The sequence below is a fragment of the Burkholderia sp. Bp8992 genome (genome assembly GCF_003853705.1).
Taxonomy (GTDB): Bacteria; Pseudomonadota; Gammaproteobacteria; order Burkholderiales; family Burkholderiaceae; genus Burkholderia.
Genome location: NZ_QTQI01000039.1, coordinates 25,697 through 43,246, shown reverse-complemented (window position 1 = coordinate 43,246; position 17,550 = coordinate 25,697). Strand labels below are relative to the sequence as shown.

At 65.6% G+C, this 17,550-nt stretch carries 10 protein-coding genes; 7 read left to right on the top strand and 3 right to left on the bottom strand.

The features are described 5' to 3' along the window. Positions 1–205: 205 nt before the first annotated feature. Positions 206–1,225: a fimbrial protein gene (locus DIE03_RS38910; RefSeq protein ID WP_260434999.1), complete on the top strand. Its 1,020-nt coding sequence runs from the start codon at positions 206–208 to the stop codon at positions 1,223–1,225. Positions 1,226–1,464: 239 nt separating this feature from the next. Here DIE03_RS38910 and DIE03_RS38905 read toward each other — a convergent pair whose 3' ends face one another. The 3 genes from DIE03_RS38905 to DIE03_RS35000 all read right to left on the bottom strand — a co-directional run bounded on the left by DIE03_RS38905 (position 1,465) and on the right by DIE03_RS35000 (position 8,090). Continuing rightward, the gene (locus tag DIE03_RS38905) at positions 1,465–1,863 is read right to left on the bottom strand and encodes a fimbrial protein (RefSeq protein ID WP_260434998.1); all 399 of its coding nucleotides are present in this window, start codon (positions 1,861–1,863) and stop codon (positions 1,465–1,467) included. 1,043 nt (positions 1,864–2,906) lie between these two features. Next, a complete protein-coding gene (locus DIE03_RS35005) occupies positions 2,907–6,347 on the bottom strand; it encodes a GLUG motif-containing protein (protein ID WP_124456668.1) in 3,441 nt (1,146 codons plus the stop codon). Between the two features lie 180 nt (positions 6,348–6,527). Next, positions 6,528–8,090, bottom strand: a complete 1,563-nt coding sequence (locus DIE03_RS35000; protein WP_124456667.1) for a ShlB/FhaC/HecB family hemolysin secretion/activation protein — start codon at positions 8,088–8,090, stop codon at positions 6,528–6,530. A gap of 887 nt (positions 8,091–8,977) precedes the next feature. On the opposite strand from DIE03_RS35000, the gene DIE03_RS34995 reads away from it, so the two are divergent. The 6 genes from DIE03_RS34995 (at position 8,978) to DIE03_RS34970 (ending at position 17,540) form a co-directional block, all read left to right on the top strand. Further along, the gene (locus tag DIE03_RS34995) at positions 8,978–10,390 is read left to right on the top strand and encodes an undecaprenyl-phosphate glucose phosphotransferase (protein WP_124456666.1); all 1,413 of its coding nucleotides are present in this window, start codon (positions 8,978–8,980) and stop codon (positions 10,388–10,390) included. A 118-nt stretch (positions 10,391–10,508) separates the two neighbouring features. Beyond that, positions 10,509–11,576 (top strand): polysaccharide biosynthesis/export family protein, encoded by a 1,068-nt coding sequence (locus DIE03_RS34990; RefSeq protein WP_409364443.1) that lies wholly within the window; start codon positions 10,509–10,511, stop codon positions 11,574–11,576. Positions 11,577–11,628: 52 nt separating this feature from the next. After that, positions 11,629–12,090: a low molecular weight protein-tyrosine-phosphatase gene (locus DIE03_RS34985; RefSeq protein WP_124456664.1), complete on the top strand. Its 462-nt coding sequence runs from the start codon at positions 11,629–11,631 to the stop codon at positions 12,088–12,090. Further along, positions 12,087–14,294, top strand: coding sequence for a polysaccharide biosynthesis tyrosine autokinase (locus tag DIE03_RS34980; protein WP_124456663.1), 2,208 nt, complete (start codon positions 12,087–12,089; stop codon positions 14,292–14,294). Before DIE03_RS34985 ends, DIE03_RS34980 begins: the two co-directional genes overlap by 4 nt. After that, positions 14,291–16,465 carry a glycosyltransferase gene (locus DIE03_RS34975; RefSeq protein WP_124456662.1) on the top strand — a complete coding sequence of 725 codons (2,175 nt, stop codon included), beginning with the start codon at positions 14,291–14,293 and terminating at the stop codon, positions 16,463–16,465. Before DIE03_RS34980 ends, DIE03_RS34975 begins: the two co-directional genes overlap by 4 nt. Before the next feature lie 31 nt (positions 16,466–16,496). Further along, on the top strand, positions 16,497–17,540 hold the full coding sequence (locus DIE03_RS34970) for an EpsG family protein (protein WP_124456661.1): 1,044 nt from the start codon (positions 16,497–16,499) through the stop codon (positions 17,538–17,540). The last annotated feature ends 10 nt before the right edge of the window (positions 17,541–17,550 follow it).

The following is a 17,550-nucleotide window of genomic DNA, read 5'->3' as shown; positions in this document are numbered from 1 at the left end:
ACCGCTCGTTCTGCGAGCCGCGCGTCGGATTGATCGCGTGGCAAATCGATAACGTGGGCTCATGCCTGTTATATGCGGAAATGGATGCGTGGCGCACACATCACCGAGCGAATGAGAGTTGGAAGCTATTCCGCGCCGGAAGCGAATGTGCGCAACGAGATTGCGTCGTGCGGTCCGTCCTGCAGGCTACGTACCGGAGGTGTTTATGAAATTACTTGTTATGTGTGCTGTCGCCGTCGCGACGTCGATTCCTGTATCGGCTCTTGCGGAATGCTATGTGCAGGAGGATTACCCCAGTGAACAAAAGGTTCCGTATCAGAAGGTCGAGTTTCCTGCGTTTCAGCCCGCTGCTTTCGATCCCGAAGTGCCGGACGGCACCGTCTTGTACACTGGCAAGGGAACAGGAAGTGGGAAGTCCGGCACAGCATACTGCCCAGATGCCAACGGCATCAAACTCCCTATTGGGAACCGGATATATAGAGGCATCGGTGCCTATAACGCGAACTACCATACCTATGCGACTCCCGTGGCAGGCGTCGGTTATCGTATAAAGGGGGGGATCAATCCAAACCAATGGTGGCCGAACCAGGACTATATGCCTTCCACAGGGGGGCCTTTGTCGAGTTCGAGCGGCTTTACCATCGAGCTTGTCAAGACTGGCCCTATCACGGCGGCAGGGTCCCTGTCCGGCGAGATCGGACAAACATACTACCCGGACCACGGATCCGTGGTGCGCCGTCTTTTCTTGACGGGCGGTTTGCCGATTGTCCCTTCCGTGCCGACCTGTACGGTACAGAACAAGGTGATCGGCGTGCCGCTGGGTTCGGTTTCGACCAAGGCGCTTGAGACAGGTGGCGCGTCCGACTACCAGTCGTTCTCGATCAATCTGAGGTGCTCGAACGGGACGGCGGGGACATCGACCAGGATGTATATCACGCTGACCGATGCTGCGAGGCCAGGTAACCGCAGCGGCCTGCTGACACTGGCCTCGTCCGGTTCCAATGCCGCGACTGGAGTCGGAGTGGAAATCCGTCGAGCGAACGATACCATTGTCAGCTTCGGGCCGGATTCCCCCGCGTCTGGCAATCCCAATCAGTGGTTCGTCGGGCAGTACGGCAATACCAGCGTGTCCATTCCGTTGAAAGCGCGCTATCTGAGAGGGACCGGCCCGCTGAAGGGGGGATTGGCCGATGCGGCAGCGACGTTCACCATGAGCTACCAGTAGCACGAGCCGACACAGGAGCGGCTGTCGGAGTGTTCGACGACCGCTCGGGTCAGTCTGAATCAGCACCCGATATTGTGGGCCATGAGCGGCGCGTCGAGGGCGGGGTGCGCCAGCTTCGATCACTGTTCAGTCCGGGTTCGAATGTGCCGCGATGGATATCTCGATCTTCAGTCCATGCCTTGCGCAGGGCGTCTCGGGTAACGGGATACGAGCCAGTCAATCTTCGTATGGCAGTGACGTCATCGATAACTCATCGTGAACGTTGCATTGGCGTTCGCCGTTCCCGACGTAATGCGTGGGCTGGTTTGCACGTAGCGGGCGCGCAGCGCGATGCTCATGCCTGGCGCGCCTTGCGCGACTCGCCCACCCAGCCATTGATTAGTGTTGCCGATCGCGGCGGAATCCGGACCGTATCCAAGCACGTCGTCGCCCTTCAGGAGCTGAATGCCCATGCCGGTGGCGGTAGAACCCTTCGATAGCGAAAGCGTTGTCGATGTATTGCCGGGATTCGTCGCATCGGTCAGCGTGACATACACCTTGGCAGATGTGCCTGTATCGGCGCCCGAGCAGGAAATGTCGATCCCGAACGATCTGGACGGCGCCGTCGAGCCGACGCCGGTGAAAGCGATCGATGCCATCGTCTCACCCATCGGCACCTGGATGCGTGGCGTCGTGACCCTGCAGCTCGGAACCTTGGGGTGAGGAGGACGGCTTTGGAGAAGCGATATTCCACCAGTACCTGACCCGAGCCGTTGTTCGCCCGGTAGTGGGCATAGGCACCGCTCAATACGCCACATTCCGTCACGTTTCCGGTTTTGATCAGCTGGATCGTGGGTGCATAGTATATGTTCCAAGGCTTGACCAGAGCGCTCGGCCCATCGGTGAAAGGTGCCACCTGCCCGGTGGGCGATACGACTCGCAATCCGACGTTCGGCACGGAAGTTGGATAAACCTTGTTGGCATCAGGCACCCCAATGCCGGCGATGTAAGTATAGGTACTGGTGGAGCAGGTCGATTTGGGACCCCAAGGGTCAGCCGCATTGGTGAAGGTGAGTCCTGATCCTTCGGCTTGATAGATGATCCCACCGATCGGGATGTCACCGAGGCTGAAAGGCGGGGGATTGAATCCGCGAACGGTGACGATGAAATAATCCCGCCCGTCTTTCGTGTTGGCTGCGCATGCGGCAATGGCATGAATCGGAAGCAGTGCCAATAACAATATCGAGTATTTCATACTTCATCGCCTTGTATCGGAAGTACCGGATTTTTTCCGGGCTGCCGAGCAAGACAAGCACTGGATCTGGAGCCGATGCTTAATGGACACTAACGTGGTCCGCTCAAGCAGGTCTGCGATTGTTCATTGGGGCGGAGAAGATTGAAATGGGACAAGTACTAAATCCGATTACCGGAAAGCGAGGCAGATGCGATACATAACAGCCAGCCCGTTGCCGTCGTTACCGGATTGTCCGAATCGGTGCCCCCGTGTGAACCGAATTCGCGTGTCATCTTGCTGTTCGTACTGAAAATCCAAAAGACCGGCTCGCGCGGTATTCCCGGTTGGCCGGTCCATGGGCCGGCAGCCCGGAGGCTGCCAGCTACGCGTGCTCATCCTGCTTGCGACGCGTCATGGCGTTCGGGCATCGGTTCGAGTAGACGACACCGAACGCCATGCGGATGGCGCTCAGGGCGCCACGTACCCGTAGTTGACGCCGACCAGCGGGCCGTGGAGCTGGTTGTAGCCTGCCTTGACGTCGATACGGCTGGTGGTCGACGAGCCCTCGATGAAGCCGAAGTTTCCGCCGGCGAGGCCGCCGAGTCGTGCATACCTGCCGCCGGAAACCGTACCGCTCGACGACGACGCCGTGACGACGCCACCGTTGCTGCCGACGAGGCCGCCGACGTAGCTGAAGTCTCCACCCTTCGCCGAGCCGGTTGCGTGCGACTGAGAGACCTGGCCGATGAGGCTGCCGACCAACCCGCCGACGTGGCTGTTCGCACCGGCTTCGACATGACCCGATGCGCGCGACTGCTCGATGCGTCCGGAATCGTTGGCGCCGATCAGGCCGCCGGCCTTCGACAGGTCGCCGGCCTTCACGGCACCATCGGCGCGCGTGTCGAGCACGGTGCCCGTGTTGCTGCCGATGAGGCCGCCGGCCGTGGAGGCCATCCCGGCCGATACGTTGCCGAGTGCCCTGGCCGTTTGGACGATGCCACGGTTGGCACCGACGAGCCCGCCGGCCGTGCTCGAGGCGCCGGCGGTCACGTTGCCGGACGCGCTGGACGATTCGATGCGGCCAGTATTGACGCCGGCGAAGCCGCCTGCCGAGCTTGCGTTGCCGGCGATCACGTCTCCGGATGCATCGGATGTCGCGATGGCGCCCGTATTGATCCCGGCAAAACCGCCAACCGTGCCTGCGTGCTCGCCGGTCGCGGTGCCGGCAGCCAGCGACGTCTCGACGAAGCCGTCGTTCCTGCCCGCGAAGCCGCCGATCGTCGATTTGTCCGCGGCCTTGACGCTTCCGTGAGCGCTCGATGCATGGATTCGGCCGGCCGCGTGGTTGCGGCCGACGAAGCCGCCCGCCGTGCTGTCCGTACCGGCGATGACGCTACCGTTGGCGGTCGATGCGTCGATGTCGCCTTCGTTGTAGCCGGCGAAGCCGCCTGCTGCCCAGGTCGAGTTGCCGGCCGCCACGTTGCCGTTGGCCTGCGAAGTCTTGATACGGCCGAGGTTCGAGCCTGCAAAACCGCCGACCGTGCCGGAGGCCGTCGCGACAACGTCGCCGTTCGCGGCGGACCGTTCGATCTCGCCGGAGTTCACGCCGACGAAGCCGCCCGCGATGCCGCGATCGCCGACCGTGACCTTGCCGTTGGCGCGAGACGCCAGGATGGTGCCGGCATTGGCGCCGACCAGGCCGCCGGCAACGGCGTTCTGGCGCGCGGTGACGGCCGCGGACGACGAGGAATCTTTGACGACGCCGCCACGTTCATTAATCCCGACCAGGCCACCGACCATCGCCTTGTCGCCCATGCCGATGACGCTGCCCGTGCTCGACGACGCTTCGATGAGCCCCGTGTTCATGCCGACGAGGCCGCCCGTCGCTCCGTCGAGTGCCGCTGTCACGCGCACGTCGGCGTGGCTGTCGCGGATCGTCGCCGCCGGAATCGGCGGCCGCGCCAGCAGCGAACGGTTTTCGCCGGCCAGACCGCCGATCGACAGGGCATCGCGACCGCCGTCGATGCGCCCGGATACTTGCGCATGTTCAATCGTGCCGTAGTTCGCACCGACGAGCCCGCCGACGATCGTGCGCCCCTGCGTCGTGACGACGACGTTGCTGGCCTTCACGTTCGAGATCACGCCGGTGTTCATGCCGGCCAGCGTGCCGACGAACGTCGGCGAGCCGTAGGGCAGACCGTTCGCGGTCGTCGCGATGTTAAGCAGGTTGAGGTTCGCGATGCGGCCCGCGTTCTGTTCGAACAGGCCGACGGTGGTTTGGCCCGGGTTCGAGATGATCAGGCGGCTGATCGTATTGCCGAGGCCGTCGAACGTGCCGGAGAACGCGCCGCCGCCGGCGAGGCTGCGGAAGCGCGCATTCGCGCCGTCGATCGCGTTGCCCATCACGTAGCGGCCCTTGAGGTTCGCGTCGACGTTGCGCAGATCGGCGAGGGTGTGCAGTACCTTGTAGTCGTCGCCGTTCGAGCGGAACGACGCGTTGTCGCCGGACAAGGTCACGGCGGCGTCGTTCGCGAGCGTATGGCCGTTCGTCGAGTTGAGTTCAAGGTGCGCGTTGCGGCCAGTGAGTTTCAGCGCGTCGTTGATGCGGATCTTGTCGGCGGCATTGACGAAGAGGCGCGCATTCGCGCCGGTCGCCGATACTTTCTTCTGAAGATCGACATTGCCCTTGCGCGAGGTCAGCGTCAGCGCGTTATTGCTGGTCCACGATACGGGGCCGGCGACGCTCAGGTCGCCTTTCGTATTGACCAGTTCGATGTTGGTCAAGTCGAGGTTCCGTGCAAGCGTGCCTGTACCGATGGTGCGGCCGCCGTTCTCGCCAAGCCCGACGTCGTCCACGCCGGCGTTTGCCGCTTCGATCTTCCACGACCCGGTCTGGCCGTTCAAGCCGAGCGTGTCGACGCGTGTGGTGGAGGCAATCGTCACCTGCTCGCCGCGCGTCAGGACCTCGCCGCCGCGTCCGGCCGTTGCGCTGGCGTCGAGCTTGCCGGCAACGTGGACCGTCCCCCCGTCGAGCGTGATTTTGCCGCCGTTGCCGGAGAGCCCCTTCGCCTCGATCGTTCCCGCGTTGTTGACGACCGCGCTCAGTAGATCGCCAGCTGCGCGCGCGGTCATCAGTACCTCACCGCCATCGGCTTTCAGCAGACCGCCGTTGCTCGCTTGTGCGTCGACGGCGCCGCCTTCGACCTGCAGGTTGAGCAGGCCGTTGCCGTCGAAGGTCACGTTGAATGCATTGCCGGCGCCGAGCGCGACACGCCCCATCTTTGCCTGGATTACGCCGTTGTTCGACACGCGCGCACCGAGCAGCGCGACGCTGCCGCCATCGGCTGCGGTGATCTTGCCGTCGTTGACGATCGATGCATTCGAGTTGCCGGCGAAGCGATAGTTGCCGGCGAGGAAGTCGGCATCGGCGATGTTCTGCGTCGACGCAACGAGGCCGCCGACGTTGATCTGCGCACCGGAGCCGAACAGCACGCCGTTCGGGTTGACGAGGAAGACCTTGCCGTTGGCGTCGATCTGGCCGTGAATCTGGCTGCCGTTGTTGCCGATCACACGGTTCAGTGCGATCGACTGGCTGCCCGGTTGCTGGAACGACACGCGTTCGCCGCCGGCGACGCTGAAGTCCTGCCAGTTGGTGACGAGTTTGTCGGAGTGCTGGTTGATGGACATCGACTTGCCGTCGTCGCCACGGACGATGTCAGCCTTGCCGGAGGTGATTGCTTCGCCGGTGGGCAGTGCAAAGGCGGGCAGCGCGGCGAAGCCGAGCAGCGAGACGGCGGCTGCGGCGAGGCGCTTGCCGCCGGCGGACTTGCCGCGGCGTCGCGCGGTTTCCCCGACGGCGTTCCAGCAACCCTGCGCCGGGTTCCATACCAGTGCGTACGTCTTGTTCATGTTGTTGATGTCCTCTTGATGAGTGCCGTTGAATTGGCTTTTGTACGATCTGTATACCTAAACAAATCGCCGTTCCGGATCGGAAAAAGTCGCCGACCCGTCGTTGCGCGGATGGCATTGCCATCCGCTCGATGCCTGACCCGATTCGCGTCTGGAAGCGGGCCGGGCGCTTGCTGCTGCTCAGAAATATTGCGTGGCCTGTAGCCAGACGCTTGGCGAGCGCGTGACGTTCGCGACGTTCTCGGCCCGGCCGAACGGAAGTGCGGCGGTCACGCTGACTTGCCGGCTCGAGCCGAACCAGCTGGCGCCGGCGCCGGCCGACGACAGCTGCAGCGCGTTGCGGTTGCCGTTCCACGGTTGCTTGTTGACCTGGATGCGGCCGGTGTCGACGAATGTGCTGACCTGGATGCCGGGCGCCGCCTGATAGCGCAGCTCCGCGCTCGCTTGCCAGCCCTGGTCGCCGCTACCGGCGCCAAGCGCATACCCGCGCACGCCGTAGGGCCCGCCGAGGCTGAATTTCTCGGAGCCGTCCAGGTTGCGAGATGCGAGTTGTGCACCGAATTGCGTCAGGAGCTGCAGTCGCGCGCCGAGCGCCTGCAGCCGCATTGCGTTGACCGTGAGCTTGGTGAAGCGATCATGCGTTCGGTTCAAGTCGTTCATGCCGAGCGCGTCGTTGCCGCTCAGGCGGCCGGTGCCGAGCGTCACCGAGACGCTGCTGCGGCCGCCGCCGAACCAGCCGTCCTGGCCATAGCCGTTGATGCCGAACGTCCAGAGATCGACGTGCTTGTCGCTGACGAGGTTGTAGAAACCGTATTCGTCGCGAAGCTGCTTGTTCTCGTAGGTGACCTGTGCGCTGATGCTCGCGCGGCGGCTGCGCACCAGCGGCTGCGTGACGAATGCGCTGCGCACGCTCGCGTTGCCGCGGTAGTCGAGATCCTTGAACGTACCGCCGAGCCGGTAGGGCATCGTGGAATACGCGACGCCGATGCGTGTCGATGCCGGACCCACCGGCACCTGGTATGCGGTGCGGAAGTAGCGCTGGGATGTGTTGCTCGTCAGGCCGCGCAGCGAGAGCCGGTCGCCCACGCGCAGCGGCGCGTTGACGTCGACGCTGGCGCTTGCTCGATAGCGGCCGGTAACGGGATCGCCGAAGTTGTCGACTTCGATCGAACCGCTCGCGAACGGGCCACGTTCGGCGTCGATCACGAGATCCGTCGTGCCCGGCTCGGTGCCCGGCCGCAGCGTACCCTTGGCGGTGACGCCCGGCATCTCGTCGAGCAGCGTGAGGCTGCGTTCGAGATCATCGGCGTGCACGATGTCGCCGGACCGCAGCGACGCGAGCGGCTGGCGCAGCGCGCGATCGATCACGCGCGTGCGGTTGTGCAGTTCGAGTTGTCCGTAGTGCCCTTCGACGACCGCAATCCGGACGACACCGTCTTCGATGTCCTGACGCGGCAGATATGCGCGGGCGAGTACGTAGCCGCGCGAACGATAGTAGGCGGTGACGCGTGCGGCGGCCTGCTGCAACTCACCGAAGCCGAGGTCGCGGCCGATGAGGTCGGCGAGCGGAAGCGTCAGCTGCGATGTGGTGAAGCGTGTATTGCCTTCGATGTCGAATGCGTGAACGGTGACGCGCGGGCCGGCATCGTCCACGGGCGCGGGCGTTGCCTCGGCCGGCGTGATGTCGATTTCGGGGCGGGTCGTGGCGGGCAGCGACGGCCGGACGGTTTCGATATCGCGCATCGACTGCCCGGCATTGGGGACCTGTGCATGGGCGAGGCCGGGAAAAAGCAGGGCCGCGACGAAGTATCCGATTTTTCGGTTCGCGACGGGTGGCGCGTGCGCACCGCAGGGTGCCGTTCGCGGTTCGGGACACGGTGTTGGCGGCAGGCCGGAGGCGGTCACCGACATGCGGACGATCATCGGTGGCCGAGTGCGACAGTTGATGTAAATACCTCACCCCGGATTCAGATGCGTGGACCAGTCTCAGCCTTCTGCGATGGTCCGTTATTGATGCCGGGAATAATACGAAAGCGACGCGCACGTGAAAATCGAACTAGTACTAGCGCATTTGCGAAATTACTCTGTCTTGCCTGATTTTCGCGGATGCGCGTTTGACCAATCGTACCGATGCATCGATCGGAGGCATCGCACGGCATTCGTCGGCCGGTAGAACAGGCGTGCCTCGCGCTTTTCGACTGACGCGAAGGCAGGGCGATACGCGTTGCCGTCACTTGACCATTCTTGATTCCTTGAGTAGGTGACGGAGTCTTGTCGATGAATGGGACAAGACTCATCGGGACGCCAATTTATTTAGTACTTGACCGATTTAAAACGGCAAATCGGGATGGCAGTATCGATACCTGACTCATGTCGGTAAGTGGTGGAGCGGCGATAAGCCGAGCGCAGCATGCTTCGGCGAGCGCTCGAACATCGCGGTCGGTTCGTGAAATTTAATGGTTTGTGACATTGATCGCAGGCCGTCTCCCCGACATGTATTTCGTATATCTAAATAATGGAAGAAGTCGCGAGCCTGTTCAGTCATGGATCGGGCCGGTGGAAAGCGTGCGCGTCGAGCGCGCGCTGCCGTCCCGTCGTCATTGGCTTGCGGTGAGTGATCGATCAGGTTTATGCGCTCGTTCAACCCTATTAGAAACGCCCCCGTCGTTCAGGGAAAGAGCTCCTGGCTCCGTCTCGCGGATATCGTCCTGCTCGCCGCCACCGCCTGGATGGCGAAGCGCTGGTTCGACGGATCGCAGCAGTCCGTGTCCGATGCAGTCGTGATTGCGCTGTCGATTTCGTGCGCGCTGGTTCTGTTCCCCTCGGTCGGTACGTATGACAGCGCGGAACAGCGAACGTCGTCGCGCCGCATCTGGTGGATGCCGGGCAGCGTTGCAGTCGCATTGTGTGTCGGTGCGGTGACGGCGGTTGCGTTCAATCCTGCGTACGCGCGTTCATTGGAGTGGGTGATCGGCTGGTTCGCATTGGCGACGGTGATGCTGTCGGCGTCGCGAGCGGTGTGCTGGTGGTTCGGTATCGGTATGACGCGACGAGCGGCTCGATGCCGGCCCGTCGCGCTTGTCGGGCATCACGCTCGCTGTCTCGCGCTTGCGGGGCGAGATCGAGATGTTCATGTGGCTGACTTGCCGCTTCAGGTGGCAGCGATTCTCGATATGTCCGAACCGCCGGCGGCTGACGTCGACGACGCGCGCGTGTTTCTCGATCTCGACACTTTCGTCGAGTGCGTGCGTCGTGTCGATGTCGGGGAAATCCGGATCGTGCTGCCGTTGTCGGAGGCCGATCGCGTCGGCGCGATCGTTCGCGCGTTCGACAAGGACCTTGTCGACATCCGGTTCATGCCCGACCTGACCGAGGTGACGCCACTGCGCCCTTGCGCGGCACGTTCCGGCTATTCGCTCGATCTCGTGGCATCGCCGCTGTCGGCACGGGCACGTGTCGGCAAGGCAATTTTCGATCGCATGTTCGCCGGCCTCGCGCTGATCGCGATCGCGCCGCTGCTGGCGGCGATCGCGATCGCCGTGAAGCTGTCGTCCCCGGGGCCGGTGTTGTTCCGGCAGCGACGCAAGGGCGCTTACGGGCGCGTATTCACGATCTACAAGTTCAGGACGATGCGCGAGCACGACGCAGCCGCATCGGGCGAAGTCCGGCAGGCGACACGAGGCGATCCGCGCATCACGCGTGTCGGCGCGCTGTTGCGGCGCACGAGCCTCGACGAGCTGCCGCAGTTCTTCAACGTGCTGATGGGCGACATGTCGGTGGTCGGGCCGAGGCCGCATGCGGTGGAACACGACCTCGTCTACCAGGAGCTCGTCGATGGCTATATCCAGCGCTATCGGGTCAAGCCCGGCATTACCGGCTGGGCGCAAGTCAACGGGCTGCGAGGCGAGACCGACCGTATCGAAAAAATGCAGCGGCGAATCGAGCACGACTTGTACTACCTGCGGAACTGGTCCCTTGCGTTCGACGTGCGCATCGTGCTGGCGACGCTGTTTCACGGGAAGGCACACAGCAATGCGTATTGACGAACACACTTCACGGCAGGCGCGCGTCGCGTCCGCTTGCCGTTTTCTGCCGGAGCCGCGCCACGCAACTGCATGGCTGATTTGCGCCGTACTGACCGGGTGCGCCTATGCGCCGGGCATGCGAATGGCTGCACCGGCAGATGCGCGGAATCCGCAGGCTGTCTATGTCGATGCGGACAGCGACGGCGTGCGAGCCGATCGGCATATCCCGATCGTCGAACTCGATCTCGGTCGCGTCCGACAGATGCGTGGCCACGCCGCGCAGGCGTCGCTCGACGTGTCGCGCGCGCTCACCGGAACGCCGGCGCCGTACACGATCGGTCCCGGCGACGTGCTGCGGATCGTCGTCTGGAACCACCCGGAGCTGGCCGCCGCGCAGGGGCCGCAGCAACCGGGTGCCACGCGCGACGCCGATCCGGCCGCCGGCTTCGTCGTCGATCAGGACGGCGCGCTGTCCTTTCCGTACGCGGGCCGGATCGAGGTCGCCGGGTTGCGGCCGGAACAGGCGCGCGACCGTCTCGCGGCGGCGTTGTCCCGCTACTTCCGCGATCCCCAGATCACGCTCGGCGTTGCGTCGTTCAGGTCGCGGCAGGTGCTGGTCGAAGGCGAGGTGCGCAATCCGGGCGTCCTGCCGCTGAACGATGTTCCGACGACGCTTTACGAGGCGATCGGTCGTGCGGGCGGATTGAGCGATTCGGCCGATCGCAGCCGGATCGAACTGGTTCGCGACGGCACGGCGTACACGCTCGACCTGACGCAACGAACGACCGCGCAAAGCAGCGCGGCGCGCGTTGCGCTGAAGCCGGGCGATCTGCTGCGCGTCGCGTCGCGCAACGACAGCCTCATCTATGTGATCGGTGAGGTTGGCAAGCCGGTGGCCGCGACGCCCGATCGCAACGGGCGCATCACGCTGGCCGATGCATTGGTGCAGGCCGGTGGCCTGAATTCCGGTTCGGCCGATGCCGCACAGATGTACGTGATCCGCGGCTCGCTCGACGAGCAGCCGCAGGTGTTCCACCTCGACGGCACGTCGCCGGTCTCGATGCTCGTCGCGAAGGAGTTCGACCTGCAGCCGAAGGACGTCGTCTATGTCGACGCGAACGGCCTGGTGCGCGCAAGCCGCGTGCTGAACCTGCTGCTGCCCGCCATCAACGCCGGCCTGACGGCCGGGCTGGTGACGAAGTGATGCATGGCGCCGCCGCGCGCCTGTCCCGATACCTCTTATGTATTCCGAATTCATGATCTCCCGCGTTCTCTTCGTTTGCAGCGGCAATCTGTGCCGCAGCCCGATGGCCGCCGGCCTGTTCGCCCGATTGCTGCCCGAGGTGGCGGTGATGTCGGCCGGTCTCGATGCGCCGGTCGGCGAACCCGCAGCACCGGAAGCCGTCGCGGTGCTGCGATCGCACGGCATCGATCTGTCCGGCCATCGCGCGGCGCGCCTGTCGGACGCGATGTGCCGGGCGGCCGATCTGATTCTCGTGATGACCGTGGCGCAACGGCGCGAACTCGAAGCACGGCATCCGTTCACGCGCGGCAAGGTGTTTCTCGTGCGCGCGTTCGACCAGGTCGACGTGTTCGATCCGGTAGGCGAACCGCGCGAGCGCTTCGACGCGTGCTACGCACTGCTCGCGACCGGCCTGTCCGACTGGATCGCCCACCTCGGCTACGCAGGCCGGCGTCGATCGGGAGGCTGGCAATGACGAGAACTTCAGCCCAGGAAGGCACATTCGATTTCGCCGCATTGCTCGACACGTTCCTGATCCATCGCCGGACGATGGCGGTGGTCTTCGCGACGTTCGCGATCGCGGGTATCGCGTGGGCGATGCTGTCGGCGCCGGTTTATCAGGCCGACATCCTCGTGCAGGTCGAGGACAGCAGCACGGATTCGATGGCACGTTCCGCGTTCGGCGACCTGTCGTCGATGTTCGGCGTCAAGACGTCCGCCGAGACCGAAAAACGTGTGCTCGGATCGCGCTTCGTCGTCGCGCGCGCCGTCGACCGGCAGCGGCTGTTCATCGATGCGCGGCCGGTGCGTTTTCCGCTGATCGGCGGTGCGCTCGCACGAATGAAGGGCGCGGGTGAATCGCCGGACGCGTCCGGATGGGGCGGCTATGCGTGGGGTGACGCGCAGGCGGCGATCGACGTGTTCGACGTGCCGGCACGATTCGAAGGAGAACGGTACGCGCTCGTCGTGCTGCCCGGCGGGCGCTATGTGCTGTCGGGGCCGGGGCTTGCCGGGCCCGCGACCGGCGAGGTCGGGCGGCGCATGCAGTTCGACGGCGCGAGCGGGCCGGTCGCGTTGAAGATCGATGCGCTGCAGGCGGCGCCGGGTACGCGCTTCGCACTGGTCCGGCATGCGCGCCTCGACGCGATCGTCCGGTTGCAGGACGCACTCGGCGTGGCCGAAGCGGGCAAGGATTCGAACGTGCTGAGTGTCCGGCTGCGAGGTACCGACGCACACCGGATCACGGCGACGCTCAACGAAATTGCCGGGTTCTACGTCGAGCAGAATGCTGCGCGCAAGGCGGCCGAGGCCGCGCGATCGCTTGATTTTCTCGAGCGGCAGCTTCCGGAGCTGCGCCGCACGCTCGACGATTCCGAGGCGCGGCTGGCCGCCTTGCGCAGCAAGCTCGGATCGGTCGACGTTGCCGGCGACGCGCAGGCGATCCTGCAGGCGGCGGCCGACAACGAGACGCAACGCGTGCAGTTGCGCCAGAAGCGCGCCGAACTGTTGGGCCGCTTCATGGCGGAGCACGAATCGGTCGTGTCGCTCGACCGGCAGATTGCCGTGCTCGATGCGCAGGCAAACGAAATCGGCACCCGGATCGCACAGTTGCCGAAGCGGCAAGGCGAGCTCGTGCGGCTTGAGCGCGACGTGAAGGTGAACAGCCAGCTTTACGTCGGCCTGCTCGACAACATCGAGCAACTGAAGCTGCTGCGCGCGAGCCGTATCGGCAACGTGCGCGTGCTCGATCTGGCCGAGGAACCGCAGCGGCCGATCCGCTTCCGGCGGGTGCTCGGGATCGCGGGCGCATGCCTGCTCGGCGCGCTGCTGGCGATGGCGGCCGCCTACGGACGCGGGCTGCTTTGCCGGGCACCGTCCGATCCGGCGGAACTCGAGGACGCGACCGGCCTGCGGGTGGCTGCCGCCGTGCCGCGCGTGATCGGCAGGCGCGGCGCCGGCATGGGTCCGCTCGCGAGCAGCGATCCCGACGATCCGGCGATCGAGGCCCTGCGCAGCCTGCGTGCGACGTTGCAGTTCTCGATGCGCACGTCGGGCAACAACGTCGTGCTGGTCACGGGCCCGACGCCCGGCGTCGGCAAGTCGTTCGTGTCGGCCAATCTCGCGCTGGTGCTCGCGGCGGTCGGCCAGCGTGTGCTGCTGGTCGACGGCGACTTGCGCCGCGGCCGGCTCGACGCGATGTTCGGCACCGCGCCGGCCGGTTTCGCCGACGTGCTCGCGGGCGACGCGTCGGTCGATGGCGCGATTCGCGCCACGCGTCATACCAATGTCGATTTCCTGGCGTCCGGTGTGGGCCGTCGCAATGCCGCGGACCTGCTCAACGCCGGGACGCTGCCGGCCGTCATGGCCGAGCTGGCGAGCCGTTACGACATCGTCGTGATCGACAGTCCGCCGCTGTTGCTGGTCACCGACGCGACGCTGCTGGCGCCGTTTGCGGCAGGCAATGTCTACGTGGTGGCGCGTGCCGGGCGCACCGAGCGCGGCGAACTGCAGGAAGCGGCGCGCCGTCTGCGCCAGGTCGGTATCGAGCTCGACGGGGTGATCCACAACGGTATCGATCCGCATGCCGGCCGGTTCCGCTACGGCATGAAGTACGCGACCTATCGATATGGCGCGGCGAAGACGCGTGCCGGCGAACCTGGGCAGGAGGTTCGGTCATGACGCGTGCGACGAGACGCGATGCGACGGCGCTCGTACTGCTGGTGCTGAGCGCGGGCGGTGCGGCGGTGCTGGCATTCGCGGTGCAGGCCGCGCTTGCCCGTGCGTGGGATGTCGAGGCCTATGGCCATTTTTCGACGGCGCTGGCCGTCGTGACGATCGCCGCGCCGGCGATCGGGTTCGGCATACCTGCGTTCTGGCTGCGCGCCTACGGGGTTGAAGGTGCGCGCGCGGCGCGCTGGGTGCCGGCGTCGCTGCACTTCATCTGCATCAGCGCGGTGGTCACCGCCGCGGCCGTCGCTGCATGGGCGAGCGTCGGCGTGCGCGAACACGACACGGCGCACCTGTTGCTGTGGATGCTGCCGGCGTTGCTGGGCCAGAGCGCCGTCGAGCTGTGTGGCGCGCGTTGCCAGCTCGAAGGCCGATTTGCACGGGTGAGCGCATGGCAGCTCGCTCAGCATGCGGCACGGTTCGTCGTCGCGGTGCTGGCCGTCCGGCTGCATGCCGGCACGACGTTCGTCGCCATCGCATTCGGCGCGATTGCCGTCGGCATGACGGTCGGCGCGTGGCGGTCGATGCGCGTGCTGCGCAACGGGCATGCCGTACTCGATGGCCATGGCGACGGGACGGACGCGGGCGGCCCGGCCGAACCGGTGCCCGGTGTCGCACAGGTTGCGCGGCAGGCACTTCCGTTCGGCGTCGCGAGCCTGCTTTATTTCGCCTATGCGCAGGGCGGCCTGATCGTGGCGGCCGTCATGCTCGGGCCGCGCGATGCGGGCACGTACAACGTCGTCGTCACGACGCTCGCCGCGGTCTACCTGTTGCCGGCCGTGTTGTTCCAGAAGCTGCTGATGCCGCGTCTGCATCGATGGGCGGTGACGGACCCGGCGCGCCTGCGGCATGCGTTTCATGTCGGCAATCGCTGGATGGTGCTGGCGGGCCTGGCAGTGGGTGTGGCGCTCGTCGTGGTTGCGCCGGCCGTCGTGCCGTTCGCGTTCGGCGAGCGCTATCGCGACGCGGTTCTGCTCGTGCAATGGATGGCAGTCTGCGCGCCGCTGCGGTTCGTGACGACCAGCGCATCGTCGGTGATGACGACACGCGATTTCATCGTGCTCCGGAACCGGTGCGCGTTCGTCGCGCTCGCCGTCGGCATCGGGCTCGGCGTGGGCTTGATGCCGGGCTGGGGATTGCCCGGCGCGGTGGCTGCGGCGATTGCGGGCGAGGTGCTCTGGTGTGCGCTGGCATGGGCGACGGGGCGGCGTTGCGTAGCAGCGGTGTCATCCGGGCACGTTCCTGACGGATGCGCCGATGCACGGGCGGCGACGCGCGGCGTGTCGGCCGCAGCGGCAGCACGAGCCGGCGCCGATCGTCCGCCGGTCGCGCCGGTCAGCGTGATCGTGCCGTGTCATCGCAGCGTCGCGACGCTCGAGCGGGCGGTTGCGTCGGTCTACGCGCAGACGTGGCGGCCCGCCGAGCTGATCCTGGTCGACGATGCGAGCCCCGATGACACGCTCGCGTGCATCGAAAGCCTGCGGACGCGATACGGCGGCGACTGGATTCGCGTGATCGCGTTGTCGCGCAACGGTGGCCCGGGCGTGGCGCGCAACGTCGGCTGGTTGTTCGCGACGCAGCGCTTCGTCGCGTTCCTCGACGCGGACGATACGTGGCATCGCGACAAGATCGCGCGCCAGTGCGGCTGGATGGAAGCCTGGCCCGAAGCGGCGATCACGGGCCATCCGGTGCAGCAGCTGCCGGAGGGGGCCGCGTTGCCGGCCGATCGTGCGCCGCATCGTGCGCCCGTGCCGGTGTCGCGTCGCGCCGTGCTGTTCTCGAATCGCTTCACGCCGTCGAGCGTGATGGTGCGCGCCGATGTCGCGGCCCGCTTCGACGAGCGCAAGCGTCACGCCGAAGACTATTTCATGCTGCTGCAGCTCGTACTGGTCGAGCGCGGTGCCGCCTATCTGTTCGACATGCCGCTGTCGCATGTCTACAAGGCGCAGTTCGGCGTCGGTGGGCTGAGCGGCCAGTTGTGGAAGATCCAGCAGGGCGAGCAGCACAACTACCGGCACTTCCGTCGCGTCGGCGCGATCGGCGTCGGCGAATGGTGCGTCCATGCGGCGCTGAGCTTCGCCAAGTATCTGCGGCGATGCGCGCTGTCGGGGCGGTTCGCATGAACGGTCGCGCGTCGTGGGTGCGGAGCGCCCGATGATCCACTACATCGTTCCGCTCGCGATCTTCTATTTCGGCGTCGCACTGTGCGCAACTTATGGCGGCACGAGCCGGGCGGTACTGCTGGCGGCCGCGTTGCCGATGATCGCGCTCGTCGTGTTGCGCGGGCATGCCGGTACCGACACCGCCGCGTATTACGCCGCGTTTTCCGGGCTGGACACGGGGAGCGGCTACGGATCGGAGCCGCTCTTCCACGCGCTGACCACGCTGCTCTGGTCCATCTGGCCCGACCCGCGCTTCGTCGTCAACGGCATCTCGCTGCTGATCGCTTTGACCCTGATGTGGGCGCTCGGCGGCGCGCGATACGGCGCGTGGTTCGGCGGGCTGCTGATCGTACCCGGCATGTTCTACGAGCTGTCGATGAACGTGATGCGGTTCGGGCTCGCGGCGTCGCTGTTCCTGCTGGCGACGCGCGTGCCGGCGCACGAGCGGCCGTGGCGCTACCTCGCCTTCACGGTGCTCGGAACCGGCATGCATTACTCGTCGATCCTGCTCCTCGTCCTGTTTCCCGCCGCGACGCGCCGTGGGCAGGGTCCGGCACTCGCGTTCGGCGTGCTGTGCGCGTGCGTGGCGGCCGTCGCGATGCCGGTCTATCTCGGCGACAAGACCGATCTGTATTCGGGCATGGCCGCGCCGAATGCGTCGTCGGGCTTGCTGTTCGTGCTGTTGCAGACAGCCATGCTCGTCACGTTGTGGCGCTTCCGCGCCGACTTCTCGGTGCCGCGCACCGGCTTCTGGCTGCTTGCCGTGCTGGAGGCGGCGTTCTATGGCCTCACGCGGGTCAGCTATGCCGGCATCCGCTTCCAGCTGCTGCTCACGTTCCTGATGGCCGTGGTGATGCTGCGCCAGTACCGGCCCGCGAGCGGCCGCATGTCGCATGCCCTTGCCGTGTGCCTTTTCCTCATCGGCCTCGTCGCGCTGGCGGGGCGGTTCAACAACATGCTCGACGAGGCCGGTCGCGGCGCCTCTCCGTTCCTGCCGTATCGCGCGCTGCCCGCGCTCGATGCGATCTATCGATAAACAGAAAACC